General features: G+C 66.6%; 20 protein-coding genes. All 20 read left to right on the forward strand.

Annotated elements, in window-relative coordinates:
• Positions 1-11 precede the first annotated feature (11 nt).
• The 20 genes from C664_RS07660 to C664_RS07755 all read left to right on the forward strand — a co-directional run bounded on the left by C664_RS07660 (position 12) and on the right by C664_RS07755 (position 21,003).
• A complete protein-coding gene (locus C664_RS07660; protein ID WP_004256725.1) occupies positions 12-1,187 on the forward strand; it encodes a helix-turn-helix transcriptional regulator in 1,176 nt (391 codons plus the stop codon).
• A gap of 104 nt (positions 1,188-1,291) precedes the next feature.
• Positions 1,292-2,041: an SDR family NAD(P)-dependent oxidoreductase gene (locus tag C664_RS07665; protein WP_004256727.1), complete on the forward strand. Its 750-nt coding sequence runs from the start codon at positions 1,292-1,294 to the stop codon at positions 2,039-2,041.
• Positions 2,042-2,112: 71 nt separating this feature from the next.
• Positions 2,113-3,960 carry an acyclic terpene utilization AtuA family protein gene (locus C664_RS07670; protein ID WP_004256730.1) on the forward strand — a complete coding sequence of 616 codons (1,848 nt, stop codon included), beginning with the start codon at positions 2,113-2,115 and terminating at the stop codon, positions 3,958-3,960.
• A gap of 41 nt (positions 3,961-4,001) precedes the next feature.
• Complete coding sequence (locus C664_RS07675; RefSeq protein WP_004256740.1) at positions 4,002-4,826, forward strand: Coq4 family protein; 825 nt, start codon at positions 4,002-4,004, stop codon at positions 4,824-4,826.
• A 44-nt stretch (positions 4,827-4,870) separates the two neighbouring features.
• The gene (locus tag C664_RS07680) at positions 4,871-5,197 is read left to right on the forward strand and encodes a 4a-hydroxytetrahydrobiopterin dehydratase (RefSeq protein ID WP_004256745.1); all 327 of its coding nucleotides are present in this window, start codon (positions 4,871-4,873) and stop codon (positions 5,195-5,197) included.
• Positions 5,198-5,238: 41 nt separating this feature from the next.
• Positions 5,239-5,937, forward strand: a complete 699-nt coding sequence (locus tag C664_RS07685; RefSeq protein ID WP_004256748.1) for an SDR family oxidoreductase — start codon at positions 5,239-5,241, stop codon at positions 5,935-5,937.
• 193 nt (positions 5,938-6,130) lie between these two features.
• Positions 6,131-7,615: an acyl-CoA reductase gene (locus C664_RS07690; protein ID WP_004256750.1), complete on the forward strand. Its 1,485-nt coding sequence runs from the start codon at positions 6,131-6,133 to the stop codon at positions 7,613-7,615.
• 44 nt (positions 7,616-7,659) lie between these two features.
• A complete protein-coding gene (locus C664_RS07695; RefSeq protein ID WP_038011270.1) occupies positions 7,660-9,081 on the forward strand; it encodes a hypothetical protein in 1,422 nt (473 codons plus the stop codon).
• A 185-nt stretch (positions 9,082-9,266) separates the two neighbouring features.
• Positions 9,267-9,683, forward strand: coding sequence for a hypothetical protein (locus tag C664_RS07700; protein WP_004256773.1), 417 nt, complete (start codon positions 9,267-9,269; stop codon positions 9,681-9,683).
• Positions 9,680-11,011, forward strand: coding sequence for an NAD(P)/FAD-dependent oxidoreductase (locus tag C664_RS07705; RefSeq protein ID WP_004256775.1), 1,332 nt, complete (start codon positions 9,680-9,682; stop codon positions 11,009-11,011). Before C664_RS07700 ends, C664_RS07705 begins: the two co-directional genes overlap by 4 nt.
• Before the next feature lie 202 nt (positions 11,012-11,213).
• Positions 11,214-12,116: a VOC family protein gene (locus C664_RS07710; protein WP_004256778.1), complete on the forward strand. Its 903-nt coding sequence runs from the start codon at positions 11,214-11,216 to the stop codon at positions 12,114-12,116.
• 26 nt (positions 12,117-12,142) lie between these two features.
• Positions 12,143-13,018, forward strand: a complete 876-nt coding sequence (locus C664_RS07715; protein WP_004256779.1) for a CoA transferase subunit A — start codon at positions 12,143-12,145, stop codon at positions 13,016-13,018.
• A 14-nt stretch (positions 13,019-13,032) separates the two neighbouring features.
• Complete coding sequence (locus C664_RS07720) at positions 13,033-13,833, forward strand: CoA-transferase subunit beta (protein WP_004256781.1); 801 nt, start codon at positions 13,033-13,035, stop codon at positions 13,831-13,833.
• Between the two features lie 22 nt (positions 13,834-13,855).
• Positions 13,856-14,767 (forward strand): enoyl-CoA hydratase, encoded by a 912-nt coding sequence (locus tag C664_RS07725; protein WP_004256783.1) that lies wholly within the window; start codon positions 13,856-13,858, stop codon positions 14,765-14,767.
• Positions 14,764-15,906, forward strand: coding sequence for an NAD(P)H-dependent flavin oxidoreductase (locus C664_RS07730; RefSeq protein ID WP_038011234.1), 1,143 nt, complete (start codon positions 14,764-14,766; stop codon positions 15,904-15,906). Before C664_RS07725 ends, C664_RS07730 begins: the two co-directional genes overlap by 4 nt.
• A gap of 50 nt (positions 15,907-15,956) precedes the next feature.
• Complete coding sequence (locus tag C664_RS07735) at positions 15,957-16,709, forward strand: enoyl-CoA hydratase family protein (RefSeq protein WP_004256788.1); 753 nt, start codon at positions 15,957-15,959, stop codon at positions 16,707-16,709.
• Positions 16,710-16,718: 9 nt separating this feature from the next.
• Positions 16,719-17,888: an acyl-CoA dehydrogenase family protein gene (locus C664_RS07740; RefSeq protein WP_004256790.1), complete on the forward strand. Its 1,170-nt coding sequence runs from the start codon at positions 16,719-16,721 to the stop codon at positions 17,886-17,888.
• 12 nt (positions 17,889-17,900) lie between these two features.
• Complete coding sequence (locus C664_RS07745) at positions 17,901-18,959, forward strand: acyl-CoA dehydrogenase family protein (RefSeq protein ID WP_004256793.1); 1,059 nt, start codon at positions 17,901-17,903, stop codon at positions 18,957-18,959.
• Between the two features lie 2 nt (positions 18,960-18,961).
• Positions 18,962-20,113 (forward strand): acetyl-CoA C-acetyltransferase, encoded by a 1,152-nt coding sequence (locus tag C664_RS07750; RefSeq protein ID WP_004256797.1) that lies wholly within the window; start codon positions 18,962-18,964, stop codon positions 20,111-20,113.
• Between the two features lie 14 nt (positions 20,114-20,127).
• A complete protein-coding gene (locus tag C664_RS07755) occupies positions 20,128-21,003 on the forward strand; it encodes an SDR family oxidoreductase (protein ID WP_004256801.1) in 876 nt (291 codons plus the stop codon).

The raw sequence follows: 21,003 nt of genomic DNA on the forward strand, positions 1-21,003 counted from the left end.
CCGAGATGCGGATGTCTTCGTTCATGTCGGAGGCTCAGACGGCGGGCGAACTGTTCGAGGCGTCCGGGCTGGACTTCTCGGAATACGACGATCTGGTGCGTCTGGTTTACTCGGGCACACAGGAGACGGTGCCGTGGACACGGCTTCTCGACCGCTTGCGGGATCTGCTGGACGCCAACTACGCCGTCTTGATCCTGCGCACGCAGTACGCCGATCAGCCGCTGCAGGTCGTGTTTTCGGGTCAGGCCAGACCTGCCCTCGCGGCGCCGTTCTATACCGATCTCAGCGCGATCGACACCTTCGTCAACCTGCCCCGCAACCGCATGGTCACCCGCGAAGAACTGATTGACGACGAGGAGTGGCTGGCCAGCCCCTACTATCGCGAGTTCCACGCGCCGCTCGACGTGCGCTATCAGATGGCGGCCGACATCGGCTTGGGCGCCGAACCCAGTTGTCGCCTTCGGGTGTCGCGCCCGTCCAGCGGCGTGCGCTTTGGCGAGCGTGAGCGTGCGATCTGCAACCTCCTGCTGCCGCATCTGACGACCGCGGTCGAGTTGCGTGCTAGTTTCGACATTGCCGAGGTCGAGCGCTTTTTCTACTCAGGGATGCTCGATCGCCTGTCCGTCGGGGCGGTGTTCCTCGACAAGGAGGGGCGCATCCTCAAGACGAATCAGGCCGCGAGCGACATCCTCGCGCAGCGGGACGGACTGTCGATCGTCAATGGCGGTTTGTCGGCGGCCTATCCGGGCGAAAACCACGAGTTACGCCGGTTGATCGAGCAAGTGGTGTCACCCACAAAAAAAACCACGCCCGGCGTGGTTGTCGGCATGTCGGTCAGCCGGTCGTCGGGTCGCCCGGGGCTCGGTGTGGCAGTCCGTGCTGCGCCGCCCACCGAATGGTCGGAGCCCACGTCGCGGCCCGCCGCGCTTGTCATCATCCGCGACCCCGAGGCGCGCGTCCTGGCTTCGCATGAGCAGCTCAAGCGCTTGTATGGCTTGACGCCTGCCGAGGCCAACCTTGCCCTGCACCTGATGGAGGGGTGCACGGTGGACGAGGCGGCCCAGCGCCTCAACGTGAGCCGAAACACCGCCCGTTGCCAGATCCGCGCCATTTTTGCCAAGACGGGCGTGACACGCCAGACGGAGCTCCTGCGCGTCTTGCTGAGCGGCGTCGCGCCGCTGGTCTGAGTACCCGCATAACCCGGCTTCAAGACTTTCCCGATGCCGATCCATCGTCGGCCGGCATCGATTCGATTGCGCATCGCGCACACCACAATAGGGAGGAGTCAAACATGCAACGTTTTCAAGGCAAGGTTGTTTTCGTGACCGGTGCCGCGCGCGGCCAGGGTGAGGCCGAGGCGCGGCTATTCGTCGCGGAAGGGGCAAAGGTCGTCATCGCCGACCTCCTCGACGAGCAGGGCCAGAAGCTCGCGGACGAGCTAGGGCCGAACGCCCTGTACCTGCACCTCGACGTTTCCCAGGCCGACCAATGGGAGGCGGCCGTCAGCGCAGCGGTGGCGCGCTTCGGGCGGCTGGACGTGCTGGTGAACAACGCCGGCATCCTGCGCTGGAGCCGCATCGAGGAGATGAGCGCCGAAGATTACATGAGCGTGATCCAGGTCAATCAGCTCGGCTGCTGGCTGGGCATGAAGGCCGTGTTGCCGGCGCTGAAGGCAGCGGGCGGCGGGGCGATCGTGAACACCTCGTCCGTTGCCGGCCTGATGGGCATCGGCGGCTCCAGCGCCTACACCGCCACCAAGTTCGCAGTACGCGGCATGACCAAATGCGCGGCGCTCGAGTTCGGCCGCTACAACATCCGGGTGAACTCCGTCCACCCCGGCGGCATCGACACGCCGATGGTGCGCACCCCCGACAGCGACCTGAACGATGCGCACAAGGCCCTGCCGATCCCGCGCGTCGGCCAGGTCGAGGAAGTGGCCCGACTGGTCGCATTCCTGGCTTCGGACGAAGCCTCCTACACCACCGGCTCCGAATTCGTCATCGATGGCGGCATGACGGCTGGCTTCAACGCGCTGAACTGAACTTCAGGCCAGCTTGGCGTGGTGGGGCGGCTCGCCCGCCGCGCCACGCATAACAAGACGAGGAGAAAAACATGTCAAAACGGGTCGTGCGCATCGGCAGCGCCTCGGCGGCGCTGTCGGACAGCGCGCTCGCGGTGCCGCAAATGCTCAAGCATGGACAACTCGATTATCTGGTGGGCGATTACTTGGCCGAGGGCTCGATGGGCCTGCTGGCGATGTTCGCCAACGCACAGGCGAGGGCTGGATTCGCGCCGGATTTCATCCCGGTACACATTGCGCCCCATCTGCAGGAGATCGCGCGCCAGGGCGTGAAGCTCGTGGTCAACGCCGGTGGCGTCAATCCGCGCGGGTGTGCGGCGGCCTTGCGTGAGGTGGCCGCGCAGCAGGGTGTGCATCTGCGCATCGCCGTGGTTGATGGCGACGATCTGATGCCGCGCGTCGACGCATTTCGGGCGGCGGGGGTGCGGGACATGTTCACCGGCGAGGCCTTGCCGGACGCCCCAATCGACAGCATGAATGCCTATCTCGGTGCCTTCCCGATTGCGGACGCCCTGGCTGCAGGTGCGGATGTCATCATCACCGGGCGGGTGGTCGACAGCGCGCTAACCCTGGGGCCGCTGATCCACGAGTTCGGCTGGCGTGCCGAGGACTACGATGTGCTGGCGGCCGGTACGCTGGCAGGGCATCTGCTCGAATGCGGCGCCCAGGTCACCGGCGGCACCTTCACCGACTGGCGCAGCGTGCCCGGCTGGGCGGCCATCGGCTATCCGATCGCCGAGTGTTCGGCCGACGGCAGCTTCGTCGTGACCAAACCCAAGGGCACCGGCGGCCTCGTGTCGCGTGGCACGGTGGCCGAGCAGCTCATGTACGAAACAAGTGACCCGCAATGCTATTTCGTGCCCGATGTGACCTGCGACTTCAGCGGCGTGCACCTCGAGGAGGTCGGGCCGGACCGTGTGCGCGTGACGGGCGCACGCGGACTGCCACGGACCTCGACCTACAAGGTGTGCACCATCTACCGCAAGGGTTGGCGGGTTGCCGTTGTCCAGCCCATTACCGGCCTCGAGGCCGCGGCCAAGGGCGAGCGCCAGGCGGCCGCACTCATCGAGCGGACCGGGCGCATGCTGCGCGAACAGGGCATGCAGGACTGGTCGCGCACCCATGTCGAGTTGCTCGGGACCGAATGCACCCAGGGCGCGCGCGCGCGCAACCGGAACACCCGCGAGGTGCTGTGCCGCATCGTGCTCGAGCACGAGGACAAGCGGGCCTGCGACATGTTCATGCGTGAGCAGTATTCCGGCATCGTGTCGATGTCGCCCGGCACATCGATCAATGTCGGCATGGTCGTCACGCCACTGCAGGCCCTGACTTCGTTTCTGCTCGACAAGCGCGAGATCACGCCGGTGGTCACCGTGGATGGGGTGTCGCGCATTCCTGCGGTCGCGACCGATGGGGGCTTCGACAAGGCGCAGATCGTCCGCCCGCAGGGCATCGAGGCGCTGGAGGCGGGCGACGATGCGGTCGAAGTGCCCCTGATCGGCTTGGCCTGGGCACGCAGTGGGGACAAGGGCAACCTGTTCAACGTCGGGGTCATCGCTCGCCAACCCGACTTCCTGCCTTACATCCTGTCGGCATTGACGCCAGAGGCCGTGGCTGCCTGGTTTGCGCACGAATTCGACGACCTCGAGGCCCGGCGTGTCGAGCGCTTCCTGCTGCCTGGGCTCGATGCGGTCAACCTCGTCATTCACGACGCACTGGGCGGGGGAATCACCTGCTCGCCGCGTCTGGATGCGGTTGCCAAAGGTAAGGCGCAGCAGCTGCTGTGCTTCCCGGTGCGTATTCCCGCGGCGCTCGCGCAGCGCGTTTCCCCCAGCCTGCTCGATTTCGAACGCGCCGCGCCTTACACCGGCGCGCTTTGAAAGCCGACCGGTGATATCCCCTCTTGAGAAGTGATCAAATCATGGATGACACCCTGCCTTACCTCATGCGTGGCCTACGCCACGTCAGCACCGACAGCAGCGTGCTGGTCAGTTCGTCGAAGTATCTCAACAATCCTAAGCTGCGCGACTGGGTCGCGACCAACATGCTCAGGCGCAGCGGTCAGGACCGCCCGCCGACTGCAGACACCTACGAGTTGCACCTGATCATGAAAGAGATTCAGGACCGTGACCACGTCGATGCGCTGTTCGAACAGGAGAGGCAGCGCAACCCGCAACTCGACGCCTGGCTGAGCGAACGCTTCATGTCGAAGCTGACTGTGCAGGATGTGAAAGCCTGTGCGCCCGATACGCTCGGTGGGACCTTCCATCGGGAAGTGATCGAGAAGGGCTACAGCATCGAGATCATGCCGCCGCTGCCCGAGCCGCCCAAAAGCCATCTCGACTATTACATGATGCGCAACGGGCAAACCCATGATTTCGAACACATCCTGACCGGGGGCGGACTCGACTTCATTGGCGAGCTGGTGCCGTACTACGCGCGCCTGGTCAACGTCTTCAAGCATCTGTCGCCCGAGCTGGCCGGCGAGCTATCCGTGTTCAACATCCTGGGCGCGATGCGCATCATGTCGCGCGGCATGCTGCATTACCCGCAGACCTGGCCCGCCATTGTCGACGCGATGGAGCGCGGCATCGCGGTGGGGCGCGCGTCGGACCCGATCTTCATGCTCAAGTGCGAGGACGCGCTGCATCTGCCGCTGGAGGTCGCGCGCGAGCGTCTGGGTATCCGCGAGGCTCGTTTCGTCGACACGTCGGCGGAGACGGCCTTCTATCTGGAGCAGGTCTGATTCCGCCAGGAAATGCCCGTACGCACGAAAAGGAGTGTCTGAAGATGGATTCAGAAGCCGTTGCGACCCCGGGAACACCGGTGGTCGCATTGACCGAGGATGAGATCCGGCGGGAGCTGGCAGGCGTCCCCGCGTGGCAGCGTGAGGGAGATCGCCTGGTTCGTGAGTTCGCGTTCGCCAACTTCGACCGCACGATGGCCTTCGTCAATGCGGTGGCCTGGGTGGCACACGCCGAAGACCACCATCCGGATCTGTTGGTGAGCTACGCCCGCTGCAGGGTCGAGTATTCGACCCACGACTGCAATGGTCTGTCGCAGCGCGACTTCAACTGCGCACGTCAGCTCGATCAGCTTTACGCGCGGCGTGCGTGAGCCATTCGTGGTCTGCCTGCGCCTGAAATGAGGAAAACGAAATGCTCGACGGAAAAACCGTCTTCGTAACGGGTGCCGCAGGGGCACTCGGACGCGAGGTGGTGCTGAAACTGAATGCGCTCAATGCGCGCCTGATCCTTGTCGATCGTGTGTCGCCAGCGGCTGCATTCCCCGGGCTTGCGGGTGACGCCTGCCATCTGATGCTCAAGGGCGACGTGAGCGACGAGCTGGAGATGGGCCGGCTCGTGGATCGGGCGGTGACGCACTGCGGGGCCATCGATGGTGTGCTTCACCTGGCTGGCGGCTTCACCATGGGTGAAGCGGTCAGTGAGCTCTCGCGCGAGACCTGGGACGCCATGATGACGCTCAACGCGTGGTCGTTCATCGCGCTGAGCCGTGCGGTGGTGCCGCACATGCGGGGGCGGGGTGGGGCGATCGTCGCGGTGAGCGCGCGTGCCGCTGCCCGGGGAGAAGCGCACATGGCGGCCTACTGTGCCGCCAAGAGCGCGCTGCAGCGGCTGGTCGAATCGCTCTCGGCAGAAGTCCGGGAGCACGGCATTCGCGTCAACAGTGTCGCGCCCAGCATCATCGACACGCCTGCCAACAGGCAAGCAATGCCGGATGCAGACCCGTCGCGCTGGGTTTCCCGTGAAAGTCTCGCGGGCACCCTGGCGTTTCTGCTCTCCGACGCCGCGCGTGACATTCATGGCACGCATCTCGTCGTGTCGGGACTTTGCTGAGTCTCCCCCACTCTGCAGCGATCCTCTTCTCATCCGCCCTGCTTAGTGCAGCTGCGTGATGAAACCATTCGCACGCTGGCCTTTAATCGATCCTGCAACGCCGCGACCCTTCCGGGTCGCGGCTCGATGAACCGGTCCGCATTCGGCTTGGGGTCTTGGCGGATCGCACAACAGGGCAGAGGAGTCGATGAGCATGAAGAAGATCTGGCGTGTTCCGCTGATCATCCGGGGCGAAGTGATCGATGAGGGAGCGGTCGAGTTTGGCGGGCGTCGCGGCGGCGCCGTGTTCACAGCCCCCGATGTACGCAAGCACCTCGAGCAGCTGGCACTCGACCGTCCTTCGCGGATGGCCGATCTGTATTTGCTGAGCTTCGACGACATCGCCGAGTATCTCGGGCGGCTCAGCGAGCGCTTGAACCTCGCCACCAACCCGCACATGCAGGAAGCCTACGAGCTCTCGCGTCTGACCTCCGGGCTGTCGGACAGCATCCTGCGCAACCACTACGAGAACATCCCGTACTTCTTCCTGTCCGAGGTTGCCCGGGAGTCGGCCGAAAACTTCATCGGGCTCGACTACCTCGAGGGCTGGGTGCCGCAGGCGTCCAGGGTCAATCCGGCGCTCACGGTCAAGGTGCGCGCTTTCGGCGCGCGGGCGGTGCACGTCATCGCCGGCAATTCGCCCGGCGTGGCGGCGCAGACGGTGTTGCGCAACGCCATTACCCGTTCCGACGCGATCATCAAGACGCCCTCCAACGATCCGCTGACTGCGGCCGCGATGGCGCGCACCATGATCGAGATGGCGCCCGACCATCCGCTGACGCGCCATCTGTCGGTCGCCTACTGGAAGGGCGGGGACACCAATGTCGAAGAGATCCTCTATCACCCCAAGCGGGTCGAAAAGATCATCGCCTGGGGCGGCTTTGCGAGCATCAGCCACATCACCCGCTACCTTCAGCCCGGCATCGATCTCATCACCCTGGACCCCAAGCACAGCGCCACCATCATCGACAGCGACGCGTTCGCTGATGAGGCGACGCTGCGCCACGTCGCCCGCCGCCTCGCGCTCGACGTCGGTGCGATGAACCAGGAAGGCTGCGTGTGCGCGCGCGTCGTGTATGTGGTTTCCGGCACCGACGCGAAGGGGCTGGAGAGACTCAACAACCTCGGCAAGCTCACCTTCGAGGCCCTGCAGGCCCTGCCGTCGCACCTGAGTACCCCGCACAAGGCCTTCGATCCCGAGCTGAAGTCTGAGCTCGACGGGCTGCGCTTTGCAGGCGACGAGTACAAGATGTTCGGCGGGCGCAACAACGAAGGCGCGGTGATCGTCTCGCAGAGCGATGCGCCGGTGGACTTCTCGCGCCTCCTCTCCGGGCGCGTCTGCAACCTCGTTCCGATCGATGCGCTCGACGAGGCCGTGCTCTCGGTCAATTCCTACACCCAGACCATCGGTCTCTTCCCCGAGTCGCTGAAGGATCGCCTGCGCGACCGTCTGGCCTATCAGGGCGCGCAGCGCCTCGTCTCGCTGGGCGGCGCCGCCACCCTGTTTGCGACCGCCGCGCCGCAGGACGGCATCGAGCCCGTGCGCCGCATGTGCAAGTGGATCGTCGACGAATCGGCAAGCGCCGAATTGCTCGAGGGCCTGGCGCTCGCACCCGACGCGGCCGTGGCCGCCAACTGATCCGCCAGGCGGCATCCACACCCCCAAGAACACCGGAGATGAACATGACTTCACTGTCCGCACAATTGCGCGCCGACCCCACCAGCTTCGTCGAGGCCCGCTACGACGAGGCCTTCAATCTCGGCCGCGAAGCGCTCGACGAGATCCACCTGCACGGCCTGCAGAAGCGTTTCAACGAGCTGCGGCCGCGGCTCCCCGTGCTCGACGCGCTGGCGAAGGAGCAGGGCATCGAGCACATCAATCATGTCGACGATGCGGTGCCGTTGCTGTTTCCGCACACGGTCTACAAGTCCTACCCATTGTCGCTGCTCGAGCGCGGCCGTTTCGACCGGCTCACGCACTGGCTGGCGGGCATGACCACCACCGATCTGTCCGGTGTCGATGCGAGCGGCGTGCAGACCATCGACGACTGGATTGCGTTGATCGAGAAGACCACCGACATCCAGTTGCTCCACACCTCGGGCACCACGGGCAAGCTTTCATTCATCCCGCGTACCCGCCGCCAGTGGGACGACACGGTGCGCATCACCGCCAACAGCCTGCGTGACTGGCATGGCGCCGGCGCGGGGCCCGATGTGCTCAAGGATCACATGCCGCTCGTCATCCCGGCGTACCGCTACGGTGCGAGCTCGTCCCACCGCGGTGTCGATCGCATGGTGCGGATGTACGCGGGCGGGGACGACAACGCGCTCTTTCTCTACCCGGGCGCCTATTACAGCGCCGATGTGGCCTCGCTCGCCGGACGCCTCAAGGCGGCCGAGTCGCGCGGCGAACAGGGCAAGCTGCAGCTTTCGCCCGCGCTGCTCGCCCGCCGCGAGGAGTTCGCCGTGCGCGAGGGCGACCGCCCCGAGCAGATGCGGCGCTTCTTCGAGGCCGCGGTCGAACGCTACGCGGGCAAGGACGTGATCCTCTTCGCGGTGTGGCCGATCCTGTTCGAATGGGCTGAGGCCGGTCTCGCGCGCGGCCTGCGCAACGTCTTCGGCCCCAACAGCGTGCTGATTACCGGCGGTGGCAGCAAGGGGCGGGTGCTGCCGGACAACTACCGGCAGCAGATCTTCGATTTCATCGGCTTCTCGCGCTATTACGAGTACTACAGCATGAGCGAGATCATGGCCGGCTGCCCGCGTTGCGACGAAGGCAACTTCCACATTCCGCCGACCATGGTGCCCTACGTGCTCGATCCCGATACTGGCGAGCCGATGCCGCGCAGCGGCACGCACACCGGACGCTTCGGTTTGATGGATCTGTTGCCCGACAGCTACTGGGGCGGCCTGATCACCGGTGACGAGGTCACCCTGTCCGGGTGGGACGAACCTTGTGCCTGCGGTCGCCACGGCCCCTACCTGCACTCGACGATTGGCCGCTTCAGCGAGAAGCAGGGCGGCGACGACAAGATCAACTGCGCGGGCGCCCCCGAGGCGCACGACAAGGCGATCGATTACCTGTTGCAGCAGACCCAGGGCTAGCCTCGGGGCGAATGCCCAGTTCTGCAGTTCCTTTCCCTCCCTCGTCTGGCCGCCTCCCGCAAGGGTTGGCGGCTTTTCTTCATCAGGCATGCAAGAAGGGGGGGGCCATCGTCTTAATGGATGATGGCCAAGGAGCCTCGTGCTGGCATCGTCACCTCCTGCGATCACTGCAACCAGGAAATACCATGACGGCACGTCTTGAGAACGGCTACGACGAAGAGAAGGTCCGAAGAGCCTTTCGAGTCAGCGTGCCGAGTGCCCTTGCACTGGGCTTCGTCATGGTGTGCTGGCCTGTCTGGTTCTGGGGCTTGCTTGGCATCGACCTGGGTGCTGCACCCTATCCCGCGATCCTTTACGGAAGCGTGATCATGGGCGTCGGGCTAGCGAGCATCGGTGGGATGCGCGCACCGCGGTCGCATCTCGGCTTGCTGTTGTTCCTTGCCTGCTACAAGGGCGTGGCGGTCGTATTTCTCCTGGGGCACGGCCTGCATTTCCTGCTCAATGGTCGGCACGTGCCTGTCGCCGTGTGGATCGTCGCGGCGCTGTGGCTGCAACAGGCAATCAGCAACGCGCGTCTCTATCCGTGGGGATTGCGGGAATGATTAGACGCCCGGACGACGATGCGTACGAGGCCGGCGCAGTTCCGATTGTGCACAGCGGATGGGTTGCGGGCGATGTTCGCGCCTGGCCGGCGCTGAAGTCGGATATCGATGTCGATGTCGCCGTGGTCGGCGCCGGCGTGGTCGGCGCCTCGGTGGCACTGCATCTTGCCGAGCGCGGCGTACGTGTCGCACTGATCGAGGCGCGACAGCCGGGCGATGGCGCTTCGGGCCGCAATGCCGGGCAGGTCCTGCCCTATCTCGGCAAGCTCGTCGATCGTGCGTCGTGGCCCGATCGGGGAGAGCGCTTGCTGGATTACTTCGTGCAGCATCGAAACATCGTTTTCGATCTGTGCGAGCGGCATGGCATCGACGCGGATGCGGCACCTTGCGGCATGGTCGGGGCCGCGTATCGCGAATATGCCTCGATGACGAAGAATGTTCGCTACTGGCGTGGGCTGGGCTATGACGTCGATGTTGTGGATCACGGCCGCCTGCGCGAATTGCTCGGTACCGATCGCTACAGTTTCGGGGTGCATTGGCGTGAGGGCGGGCGCGTCAATCCGCATCGTTTCACCAATGGCATGGTCGATGCGGCAGCAAGGTCCGGGGCGCTGGTGTTCGGCGACTCCCCGGTGGAAAGCTGCACGCCGGTCGGTCGTCGCTGGTGCGTTCGCACGCCGCACGGAGGCGTCACGGCTTCGAACGTGGTGCTATGCACAAACGGCCATGCTGGCAACGCGTTCTTTCCCGAGCTGGCCGACACCCAATATCCGCTGCTGGCCTGCGGCGTCGCCACCACGCCGCTTCCCAGATCGTTGCTCGATGTGATCGACCCCGCGCGGGTGGTCATGTCGCAATATCCGCTGGGCCTCTTCCCGCTTGTTCTTGATGGAATGAACCGGCTCGTCAGCGCGACCATTCCTGCGCCGGGGCGGGCGAACGAGGCCGGGCGCTATTTCGGCTACCTGCTGCGATACCTAAATCGCACCTGGCCCGAGACGCGCGACCACGCTATCGGGCTCGAAGCATACTGGACTGGAATAACAGCCAACTCCGCGCCCGCCTATCAGGCTGGCAGTCCCCGTCTTTACAGGGCGGCCGACGGCGTGTTCGCGCTGTTGAACTTCGGTGCCGGCGGCAATGTGATCGGCCCGATGCTGGGCATGAATCTCGCTCACGCGCTCGCCGATGAGCGTCATCAGGATCTCCTCCTGCCCGTGCAGACGCCCGTGAGCGTTGCATCGCCCGGGCGCTTCGAGTGGAAGATCCGCCATCTGATGATCCCGTTTGCGCGCTTCATCGATCGCCTCGGTGGATTGCGCATCTGAGGTTCGCGCTTCATTCCGTCTGGCCGTTTCCCCACCGTGCCGCATGAGCTGGTGCCACGGTGCCCTCGTTCGGGCGCATGTCGGACCCTGGCCGCAACCGCCCGGTTCACCGTGGATGATGCGTAGTCTCAACGGACGATGATCGCGCGGCCGCCTGTTCGCACAATGCTCCCACGTATCCGACCAATCTTTGGGGGCAGCAATGATCGACATCCGCGGTTTGGCCTACTTCGTCGCGCAGATCGACGACCTCGCCGAATGGAAGCATTACGCCGAGGAGGTGCTCGGCATGATGACCTCGACCGCGCCTGGCGGCGGTCTGTACATCAAGATGGACGAGCGCCCCTTCCGCATCCTGGTGGTGCAGGGCGCCGAGCGCCGCTACGTCGCATCCGGCTGGGAGCTGGCGGGCGAGGGCGCCTTCAAGGCTGCGCTCGCCGAACTCGACGCCAAGGGCGTGGGCTACGAGCTCGCCGATGCCGCCACCGTCGCCCAGCGCGGCATGCAGGCGGTCGCGGTGGTGACCGACCCCTCGGGCAACCGCCACGAGCTGTGCTGGGGCCATCTGTCGGACTGCCAGCCCTTCGTGTCGCCGCAGGGCGTGCCGCGCTTCCTCACCGGTGACATGGGCCTGGGCCACACCGTGATGCCGGCGCCCAACTTCGACGCCACCGCGGCCTTCTTCCGCGACGTGCTCGGCTTCGGCCTGTCGGACATCTTCAACTTCCGTCCCGATCCGTCGGCGCCGCCGGTGCGCATCCACTTCCTGCACTGCAACAACGCCCGCCACCACAGCCTGGCGATCGCCGAGTACCCGGTGCCGAGCGGCTGCGTGCATGTGATGGTCGAGGTCGACTCGATGACCGAGGTCGGCCGCGCCCACGACCGCCGCATCGCGCACAAGGTGCCGCTGTCGGCCACCCTGGGCCAGCACCTCAACGACCGCATGATCTCCTTCTACATGAAGACCCCCTCGGGCTTCGACCTCGAGTACGGCTACGGTGGGCTGCAGTGCGACTGGGAGCGCCACAACGCCTTCGAATTCACCCGCGTCAGCATCTGGGGCCACGACTTCGGCGTGGGTCAGCAGGAACAGGCCGCCTGAGCGCGGCCGGCAACAGGAAAGAATCCATGAACAAACTGATGACGACGGCCGATGTCGTCGCCCAATTGCGCGATGGCATGACCATCGGTTTCGGTGGCTGGGGCCCGCGGCGCAAGCCGATGGCGATCGTGCGCGAGATCCTGCGCTCGGACGTGAAGGACCTCACCGTGGTGTCCTACGGCGGCCCGGACGTGGGCATGCTGTGCGCCGCCGGCAAGGTGAAGAAGCTGATCTTCGGCTTCGCCACGCTGGATGCCATTCCGCTCGAGCCCTGGTACCGCAAGGTGCGCGAGGCGGGCAAGCTCGAACTGCTCGAGCTCGACGAAGGCATGTGGCAGTGGGGCCTGCGTGCCGCCGGCATGCGCGTGCCCTTCCTGCCCACGCGCTGCGGTCTAGCCACCGATGTCACCAAGCTCAACCCCGAGCTCAAGACCATCCAGTCGCCGTATGACGACGGCGAGGTGCTGCTGGCGATCCCGGCGCTCAAGCTCGATGTGGCGCTGGTGCACGTCAACGTCGCCGACCAGCTCGGCAACACCCTGATCCAGGGCGGCGACCCGTATTTCGACCACCTCGTCGCGCGTGCGGCGGACGCCTGCTACGTGTCGGCCGAGCGTGTCGAGGAGCGCCTGGCGCTCACCCCCGACCAGGCCCGCCTCAACACCTTCGAGCGCTACCTGGTGAAGGGCGTGGTGCACGCGCCCTGCGGCGCCCACCCGACCACCTGCGCGCCCGAGTACGGCTGGGACATGAGCCACTTCAAGCGCTATGTCGCCAGCGCGGCGGAAGAGGGCGGCTGGCAGGCCTACATGGACGAGTTCGTCACCCCGGGCGAGGCCGCCTACCAGGACAAGAACGGCGGCATCGAGCGCATGGGCAAGCTGCCCCTGCCGGTGTTTTGAGGAGCGCGAGCGGCATGAGCAACAACACTGAATTCACCCTGGCCGAGCTGATGATCGTCGCGGCCTCGGAAGCCTGGCGCGGCGACGGCGAGGTGCTGGCCTCGGGCATCGGAGTGATCCCGCGCCTGGGCGCCAGCCTGGCCAAGCTCACCTACGCCCCCGAGCTGCTGATGACCGACAGCGAATGCTTCCTGGTCGAGGAGCCGATTCCGCTCGGCCCGCGCGGCGACTACGTGCCGAAGTACTCCGGCTACATGTCCTTCGAACGCGTGTTCGAGTGCGTGTGGGGCGGCCGCCGTCACGCCATGATCGGCCCGACCCAGATCGACCGCTTCGGCCAGACCAACCTGTCGGTGGTGGGCGACTACAGGAAGCCCAAGGCCGCCATCCTCGGCGTGCGCGGCCTGCCGGGCAACAGCATCAACCACATAAACTCCTTCTTCGTGCCCAACCACAGCAAGCGCGTGTTCGTCGAAGGCGAGGTGGACATGGTGTCGGGCGTCGGCTTCAACCCGGCGCGCTGGGAACCCGGCATGAAGCAGGACTTCATGGACATCCGCCGCATCGTCACCGACCTCTGCGTGCTCGACTTCGAAGGTCCGGAGCGCGCCATCCGCGTGCGCTCGCTGCACCCGGGCGTCAGCTTCGACGAGGTGCAGGAGAAGACCGGCTTCCCGCTGCTGAAGGCGCCGGAGCTGGGCGAAACCCCGCACCCGACGGCGGCGCAGCTGGAGATCATCCGCCGCCTCGATCCGCACGACCTGCGTGGCGCGCAGATCAAGGGCAACCCGCCCGGCATCCGCACTGCAGCCTGAGGCCGCAAAGGAAGAAGCAGAGATGAGCGCCCCCGACCAGAACTTCGTCACCCGCCCCGACAACGCGGTGTACGAGACCGACAGCCCGGTGCACTACGCCGTGGCCGACGGCATCGCCACGGTGACGATGAGCCGTACCGAGTTCAACAACGCGCAGAACTCGCAGATGACCTATGCGCTGGACGCCGCCTTCCGCCGTGCGGTGGATGACGACGCCGTGAAGGTCATCGTGCTGCGCGGCGACGGCAAGCATTTTTCCGCCGGCCACGACATCGGTACGCCGGGGCGCGACATCAACAAGCCCTTCGACCGCGTGCACCTGTGGTGGGACCACACCAACAAGCCGGGCGGCGAGTACCTCTACGTGCGCGAGCAGGAGGTGTACCTGAACATGTGCCGGCGCTGGCGCGACCTGCCCAAGCCGACCGTCGCCATGGTGCAGGGCGCCTGCGTCGCCGGCGGGCTGATGCTGGCCTGGGTGTGCGACCTGATCGTCGCCAGCGACGACGCCTTCTTCCAGGACCCGGTCGTGCGCATGGGCATCCCGGGCGTGGAGTACTTCGCCCACCCCTACGAGCTCAACCCGCGCATCGCCAAGGAATTCCTCATGACCGGCGACCGCATGGGGGCCGAGCGCGCGTACCAGATGGGCATGGTCAACCGGGTGGTGGCACGCGAACAGCTCGAGGCCGAGACCTACGCGCTCGCCGCGCGCATCGCAAAACAGCCGCGCATGGGCCTGGCGCTGACCAAGCAGGCGATCAACCACGTCGAGGACCTGCAGGGCAAGCGCACCGCGATGGATGCGGTGTTCGCCTGGCATCACTTCGCCCACACCCACAACGAACTGCTGTCGGGCGACAAGCTCGGTGGCTATGACGCGAAAGCCATGGCCAGCGCCAACAAGCAGGCCGCCGGCGAGCGCAAGGCATGAGTCACTCCGCCATGAATCCCGATTTCTCCGCGCTGCTGCGCACGCCGCTCACCGAGCGCCTCGGTTGCCGCTACCCCATCATCCAGACCGCGATGGGCTGGGTGGCGGATGCCAACCTGGTGATCGCCACCACCAAGGCGGGCGGCTTCGGCTTCCTGGCCGGCGCCACCATCGACGCCGACAAGATCGAGGGCGAGATCCAGAAGGTCATCGCCGCCACCGGTGGCAGCAACTTCGGCCTCAACTTCCACATGTTCCAGGAGAACGCCGCGCAGTGCGTCGACCTGGCGATCCAGTACAAGCTGCGTGCCGTGAGCTACGGCCGCGGGCCGGACAAGAAGACCATCGCCCGCTTCAAGGAAGCCGGCGTGCTGTGCATTCCCACCGTGGGTGCGTTGAAGCACGCGATCAAGGCGGTCGAACTGGGCGCCGACATGATCACCATCCAGGGCGGCGAGGGCGGCGGCCACACCGGCGGCGTGCCTACGACCATCCTGCTGCCGCAGGTGCTGGCGGCGGTGAAGGTACCGGTGATCGCGGCCGGCGGCTATTCCACCGGGCGCGGCCTGGCCGCGGCGCTGGCCGCCGGTGCGGCCGGCATTGCGATGGGCACGCGCTTCCTGATGACCACCGATTCGCCGACGCCGCCGGCCACGCTCGACCGCTACGTCAAGGTCGACGACCCGCAGAAGGTTCGGGTGACGCTGGCGGTCGACGGCATGCGCCACCGCATGATCGAGAACCCCTTTATCAACAGGCTCGAGGCTGCGAGCCCGCTGGGCCGCCTGATGATCGCGCTCAGGAGCGCCTGGCAGTGGAAGCAGCAGACCGGCATGAGCTTCGGCCACATGCTCGGCGTGTTCCGCCAGGCGGTGAAGGAAGACCCGGGCGCGGTGTCGCAGACGGTGATGTCGGCCAACCAGCCGGTGCTGCTGCAGCGCTCGATGGTCGAGGGCTACCCCGACGAGGGCATCCTGCCCAGCGGCCAGGTGGCGGCGGCAATCGGCAAGCTCGAAAGCTGCGAAGAGGTCATCCACGGCATTGCGGCGGAGGCCGAGGCCTGCCTCGCCGCGCTGTATTCACGCCTGGGCGATGCGGCCTGCACCGAACCCTGCAAAGAGACCGTGGCGGTCGCCTGAGCGCGCTGCCCGAACCACACAAACGACAAGATCCCACGGAGCCCCATAACGTGAGCCAGGCATTCCAGACAACGATCGACAACGGCATCGCCGAACTGGTCATCAACAAGCCCCCGGTCAACGCGCTCGACAGCAGCGAGTGGTACGCGCTGGCGCATCGCATCGACGAACTCGGCCACGACCCCGAGGTACGCGTGATCGTGATGCGCGCCGAAGGGCGCGGCTTCTGCGCCGGCGTGGACATCAAGGAACTCGACGCCCATCCCGAGCGCATCGTCGCCGTCAACGGCGGCAACTACGCCACCTTCAAGGCGGTGCATCGCAACCCGGTGCCGGTCATCGTCGCGGTGCACGGCTTCGTGCTCGGCGGCGGCATCGGCATCACTGGTGCGGCCGACATCGTCCTCGCCGCCGATTGCGCCACCTTCGCGCTGCCCGAGGTTGATCGCGGCGCGATGGGCGGCGGCGCCCACCTGCAGCGCCTGTTCCCGGTGCAGAAGGTGCGCTACCTGTTCTTCACCGGTGAGAAGATCGGCGCCCGAGAAGCCGAGCGCTACGGCTTCATCGAGCGCATCGTGCCCAAGGCCGAACTGCGCGAGGCTGCGTTCGAGATCGCCCGCAAGATTGCCGCCAAGAGCCCGGCCATGATCCGCATCGCCAAGGAGGCGCTGAACGGCATCGAGGACGGCAACCTGGAAGACAAGTACCGCTGGGAGCAGGGCTTCACGCTGCAGGCCTACACCAGCCCGGATTCGGCGGAAACTCGCCGCGCCTTTGTCGAGAAACGCGAAGCCAAGTTCTGAGAGGACCCCATGGATCTCGCCTATACCCCCCGGCAGAAAGCCTTCCGCCAGGAAGTGCGCGACTGGCTCGCGGCCAACCTGCCGCGCGAGCCCCTGGCCAGCTACGACACCCGCGAGGGCTTCGAGCAGCACCGCGAATGGGAGCGCAAGCTGTTCGACGCGCGCCTGTCGATGGTGATCTGGCCCGAAGCCCTGGGCGGCCGTGGCTGCGACCTCATCGAATGGCTGATCTTCGAGGAGGAGTACTACGGCGCCGGCGCCCCGATGCGGGTGAACCAGAACGGCCAGCTCCTGCTCGGCCCCACGCTGATCGAGTTCGGCACCGAGGAACAGAAGGCGCGTTTCCTGCCGCGCATGGCCTCCAGCGAGGACATGTGGGCGCAGGGCTGGTCCGAGCCCAACGCCGGCTCCGACATGGCGGCGATCACCAGCAAGGCCATCCTGTCCGCCGACGGCACGCATTACGTGGTCAATGGCCAGAAGACCTGGTCGACGCGGGCGAGCTTTGCCGACCTGCTGTTCGGCCTGTTCCGCAGCGATCCGGCTTCCAGCCGCCATCACGGCCTGTCCTACCTGGCGGTGCCGCTCGATGCGGAGGGCGTGACTATCCGCCCGATCCAGGCGCTCAACGGCAAGCAGGCCTTCGCCGAGATCTTCTTCGACGACGTCAAGGTGCCGGTGGAAAACCGGATCGGCGACGAGGGCCAGGGCTGGCACGTGGCGATGGCCACCGCCGGTTTCGAGCGCGGCCTGCTGCTGCGCTCGCCGGCGCGCTTCCAGTACACCGCACGCCGCCTGGTCGAGCTGTACAAGGCGAACCGCGCGGTCGCCGACCGCGATCCCAGCATCCGCGACGCGGTCATCGAGGCCTGGACCGGCACCGAGGCTTACGCGCTCGCTGCCTATCACACCGTTGGCCGTCTGGCGAAAGGCGCCCGCATCGGCGCCGAGGCCAGCACCAACAAGATCTACTGGTCGGAGCTGGACCTGAAGATGCACGAAACCGCGATGCGCATCCTCGGCCCGCTTGCCGAACTGACCGGCGACGCGCCGGCGGCGGTCGAGGCCGCGCGCTGGCTGGACGGCTTCCTGTTCGCGCAGGCCGGACCGATCTACGCCGGTACCAACGAGATCCAGCGCAACATCATCGCCGAGCGCATGCTCGGCCTGCCGAAGTAAGAGGGGCCGGCCATGGACTTCACCTTTACCGACGACCAGCTCACCTTCCGCGAGGCGGTGAGCCGCTTCCTGATGACCGAAGCCGCGCCCGAGATGCTGCGCGAGATCTGGGAAACCGACACCGGGCGCTCGCCCGAGCTGCGCAAGAACATCGCCGAGCAGGGCCTGACCGCGCTGTCGGTACCCGAGGACTGCGGCGGCCTGGGCATGGACGATGTCGCCTGGGCGCTGATGACCCAGGAACTGGGCTACTACGCCATCCCGGATTCGCTTGCGGACGCGGCCTACGTGGCTGCCGGACTCATCACGGCGCTGCCGGCCGGCACCGCGGCGCGCGAGGACTGGCTCGCCCGCATCGCCGAGGGCAGCATCCGCATCGCCGTCGGCCATCCGGTCAATCCGCTGGTGGCCGATGCCAATCCGGCTGACCTGCTGCTGCTCGCCCACGGCGACGAGGTGCACGCGGTGCCGCGCGGCCAGGTCGAGATCGAGCCCAATCCCAGCATCGATCTGTCGCGCCGCCTTGCCGGCGTGCGCTGGACGCCATCGGCCGCCACGCGGCTTGCCGGCGGCGACGACGGCCGCACGCTGTGGGCCCAGACGCTCAACCGTGGCGCGTTGTCCACGGCCGGTCAGCTGCTTGGCCTGGCGCAGCGCATGCTCGACCTGTCGGTCGACTACGTCGCCCAGCGCAAGCAGTTCGGCAAGCCGATCGGCAGTTTCCAGGCCGTGAAGCACCATCTCGCCGACGTGGCGACCCAGATCGAGTTTGCCAAGCCTGTGCTGTATCGCGCCGCCTATGCGCTGGCGAAGGGCGAGGCCGGAGCCGACGCCCGCGTCTCGCACGCCAAGCTCGCCTGCGGCGAGGCCGCCTGGCTGGCCGCGCGCCACGGCATCCAGGTGCATGGCGCGATGGGCTACACCTGGGAAGTCGATCTGCAGATGTTCATGAAGCGCGCCTGGGCGCTGGATGCCGCCTGGGGTGACCGCGGCTACCACAAGGCCCGCGTCGCCGACGCGATCCTGGCCGACGGCGCCGCGCTCGGCCCCGGCCACACTTTCGAGGAATGAAGATGGCTGAAGCCTATATCGTCGATGCCCTGCGCAGCCCCACCGGCAAGCGCAAGGGCGGTCTGTCCCACGTGCATGCGATCGACCTCGGCGCGCATGTCCTCAAGGCGCTCGTCGAGCGCAACGCCATTCCCGCCGACGAATACGATGACGTGATCTTCGGCTGCGTCGACACCATCGGCTCGCAGGCGGGCGACATCGCACGTACCGCGTGGCTGGCCGCCGGCCTGCCGCTGAACGTGCCCGGCACCACGGTGGATCGCCAGTGCGGCTCCTCGCAGCAGGCGGTGCACTTCGCCGCGCAGGCGGTGATGAGCGGCACGCAGGACGTGGTCGCGGTCGGCGGCGTGCAGACGATGACGCAGATCCCGATCTCGTCCGCCATGCTCGCCGGCCAGCCGCTCGGCTTTCCCGACCCGTTCTCGGGCAGCAAGGGCTGGAAGGCGCGCTTCGGCGACCAGCCGGTGAACCAGTTCTATTCGGCCCAGCGCATTGCCGACCACTGGAATCTCAGCCGCCGCGACATGGAGGTCTATGCGCTCGAGAGCCACCGCCGGGCGCTCGCCGCCATCGCCGAGGGCCGCTTCGAGCGTGAGATCGTCGGCCTCGAAGGCGTGACGAAGGACGAGACGCCGCGTGTCAGCACGCTCGAGAAGATGGCCGAGCTGGAGCCGGTCGGGCCTGAGTACCCGTCGATCACCGCGGCGGTGTCGAGCCAGACCTGCGACGCTTCGGCCGCGCTGCTGGTGGTGTCCGAAGCCGCGCTCAAGCGCTACAACCTGACGCCGCGCGCGCGCATCCATCACCTGTCGGTGATGGGCGACGACCCGATCTGGCACCTCACCGCGCCGATTCCCGCCACCCGCGCCGCGCTCAACAAGACCGGCATGCGCATGAGCGACATCGATGTGGTCGAGATCAACGAGGCCTTCGCCTCGGTGGTCATGGCCTGGCAGAAGGAGCTGGACTACGACCCTGCGCGCATGAACCCCAACGGCGGCGCGATCGCGCTCGGCCATCCGCTCGGTGCCACCGGCGCGCGCCTGATGACCACGCTGCTGCACGAACTCGAGCGCAGCGGCGGCCGTTTCGGCCTGCAGACCATGTGCGAAGGCGGTGGCCAGGCCAACGTCACCATCATTGAAAAGCTGTAAGAGAAGGGATCGACATGGGAATTTGTGAAGGACGCACCGTCATCATCACCGGCGCCGGCGGCGGCCTGGGCCGCGCCTATGCGCTCGCCTTCGCGGCCGAGGGTGCCAACGTGGTGGTCAACGACATCCGCAAGGAAGCGGCCGACGCCGTCGTGGCCGAGATCGCGGCGGCGGGCGGCAAGGCGATCGCCAACGCCGACGACATCACCCGCATCGAGACCGCGCAGCAGATCGTCGATGCCGCCGTGGCGGCCTTCGGCGAGGTGCACGTGGTCGTGAACAACGCCGGCATCCTGCGCGACCGGATGTTCATCAGCCTGTCGGAAGACGACTGGGACCAGGTCATGCGGGTGCACCTGAAGGGTCACTTCTGCCTCGCCAACATCCTCGGCAAGCGCTGGCGCGACCAGGCCAAGGCCGGCAACAGGATCGCCGCGCGCATCATCAACACCAGCTCCGGCGCCGGCCTGCAGGGCTCGGTCGGGCAGTCGAACTATTCCGCGGCCAAGGGCGGCATTGCCGCGCTGACCCTGGTGCAGGCCGCCGAGCTGGCGCGCTACGGTGTGACCGCCAATGCGCTGGCTCCGGCCGCGCGCACCTCGATGACCGAGAGCGCGATGCCCGACGTGGTCAAGGCGCCCGAGACCGGCTTCGACGCCTGGGCGGCCGAGAACGTGGCCCCGCTGGTGGTGTGGCTGGGCAGCGAGCTGTCCTCGCACGTCACCGGTCAGGTGTTCGAGAGCCAGGGCGGGCGCATCTCGGTGTGCGACGGCTGGCGCACCGGCCCGCAGAAGGACAAGGGCGCGCGCCTGACGCCGCTGGAAGCCGGCGCCAACGTCGATGAGCTGATGAAGCAGGCCGTGCCTGCGCAGAAGGTCTGGGGGACTTGA

This window comes from Thauera sp. 63 (genome assembly GCF_000310165.2).
GTDB lineage: Bacteria > Pseudomonadota > Gammaproteobacteria > Burkholderiales > Rhodocyclaceae > Thauera > Thauera humireducens.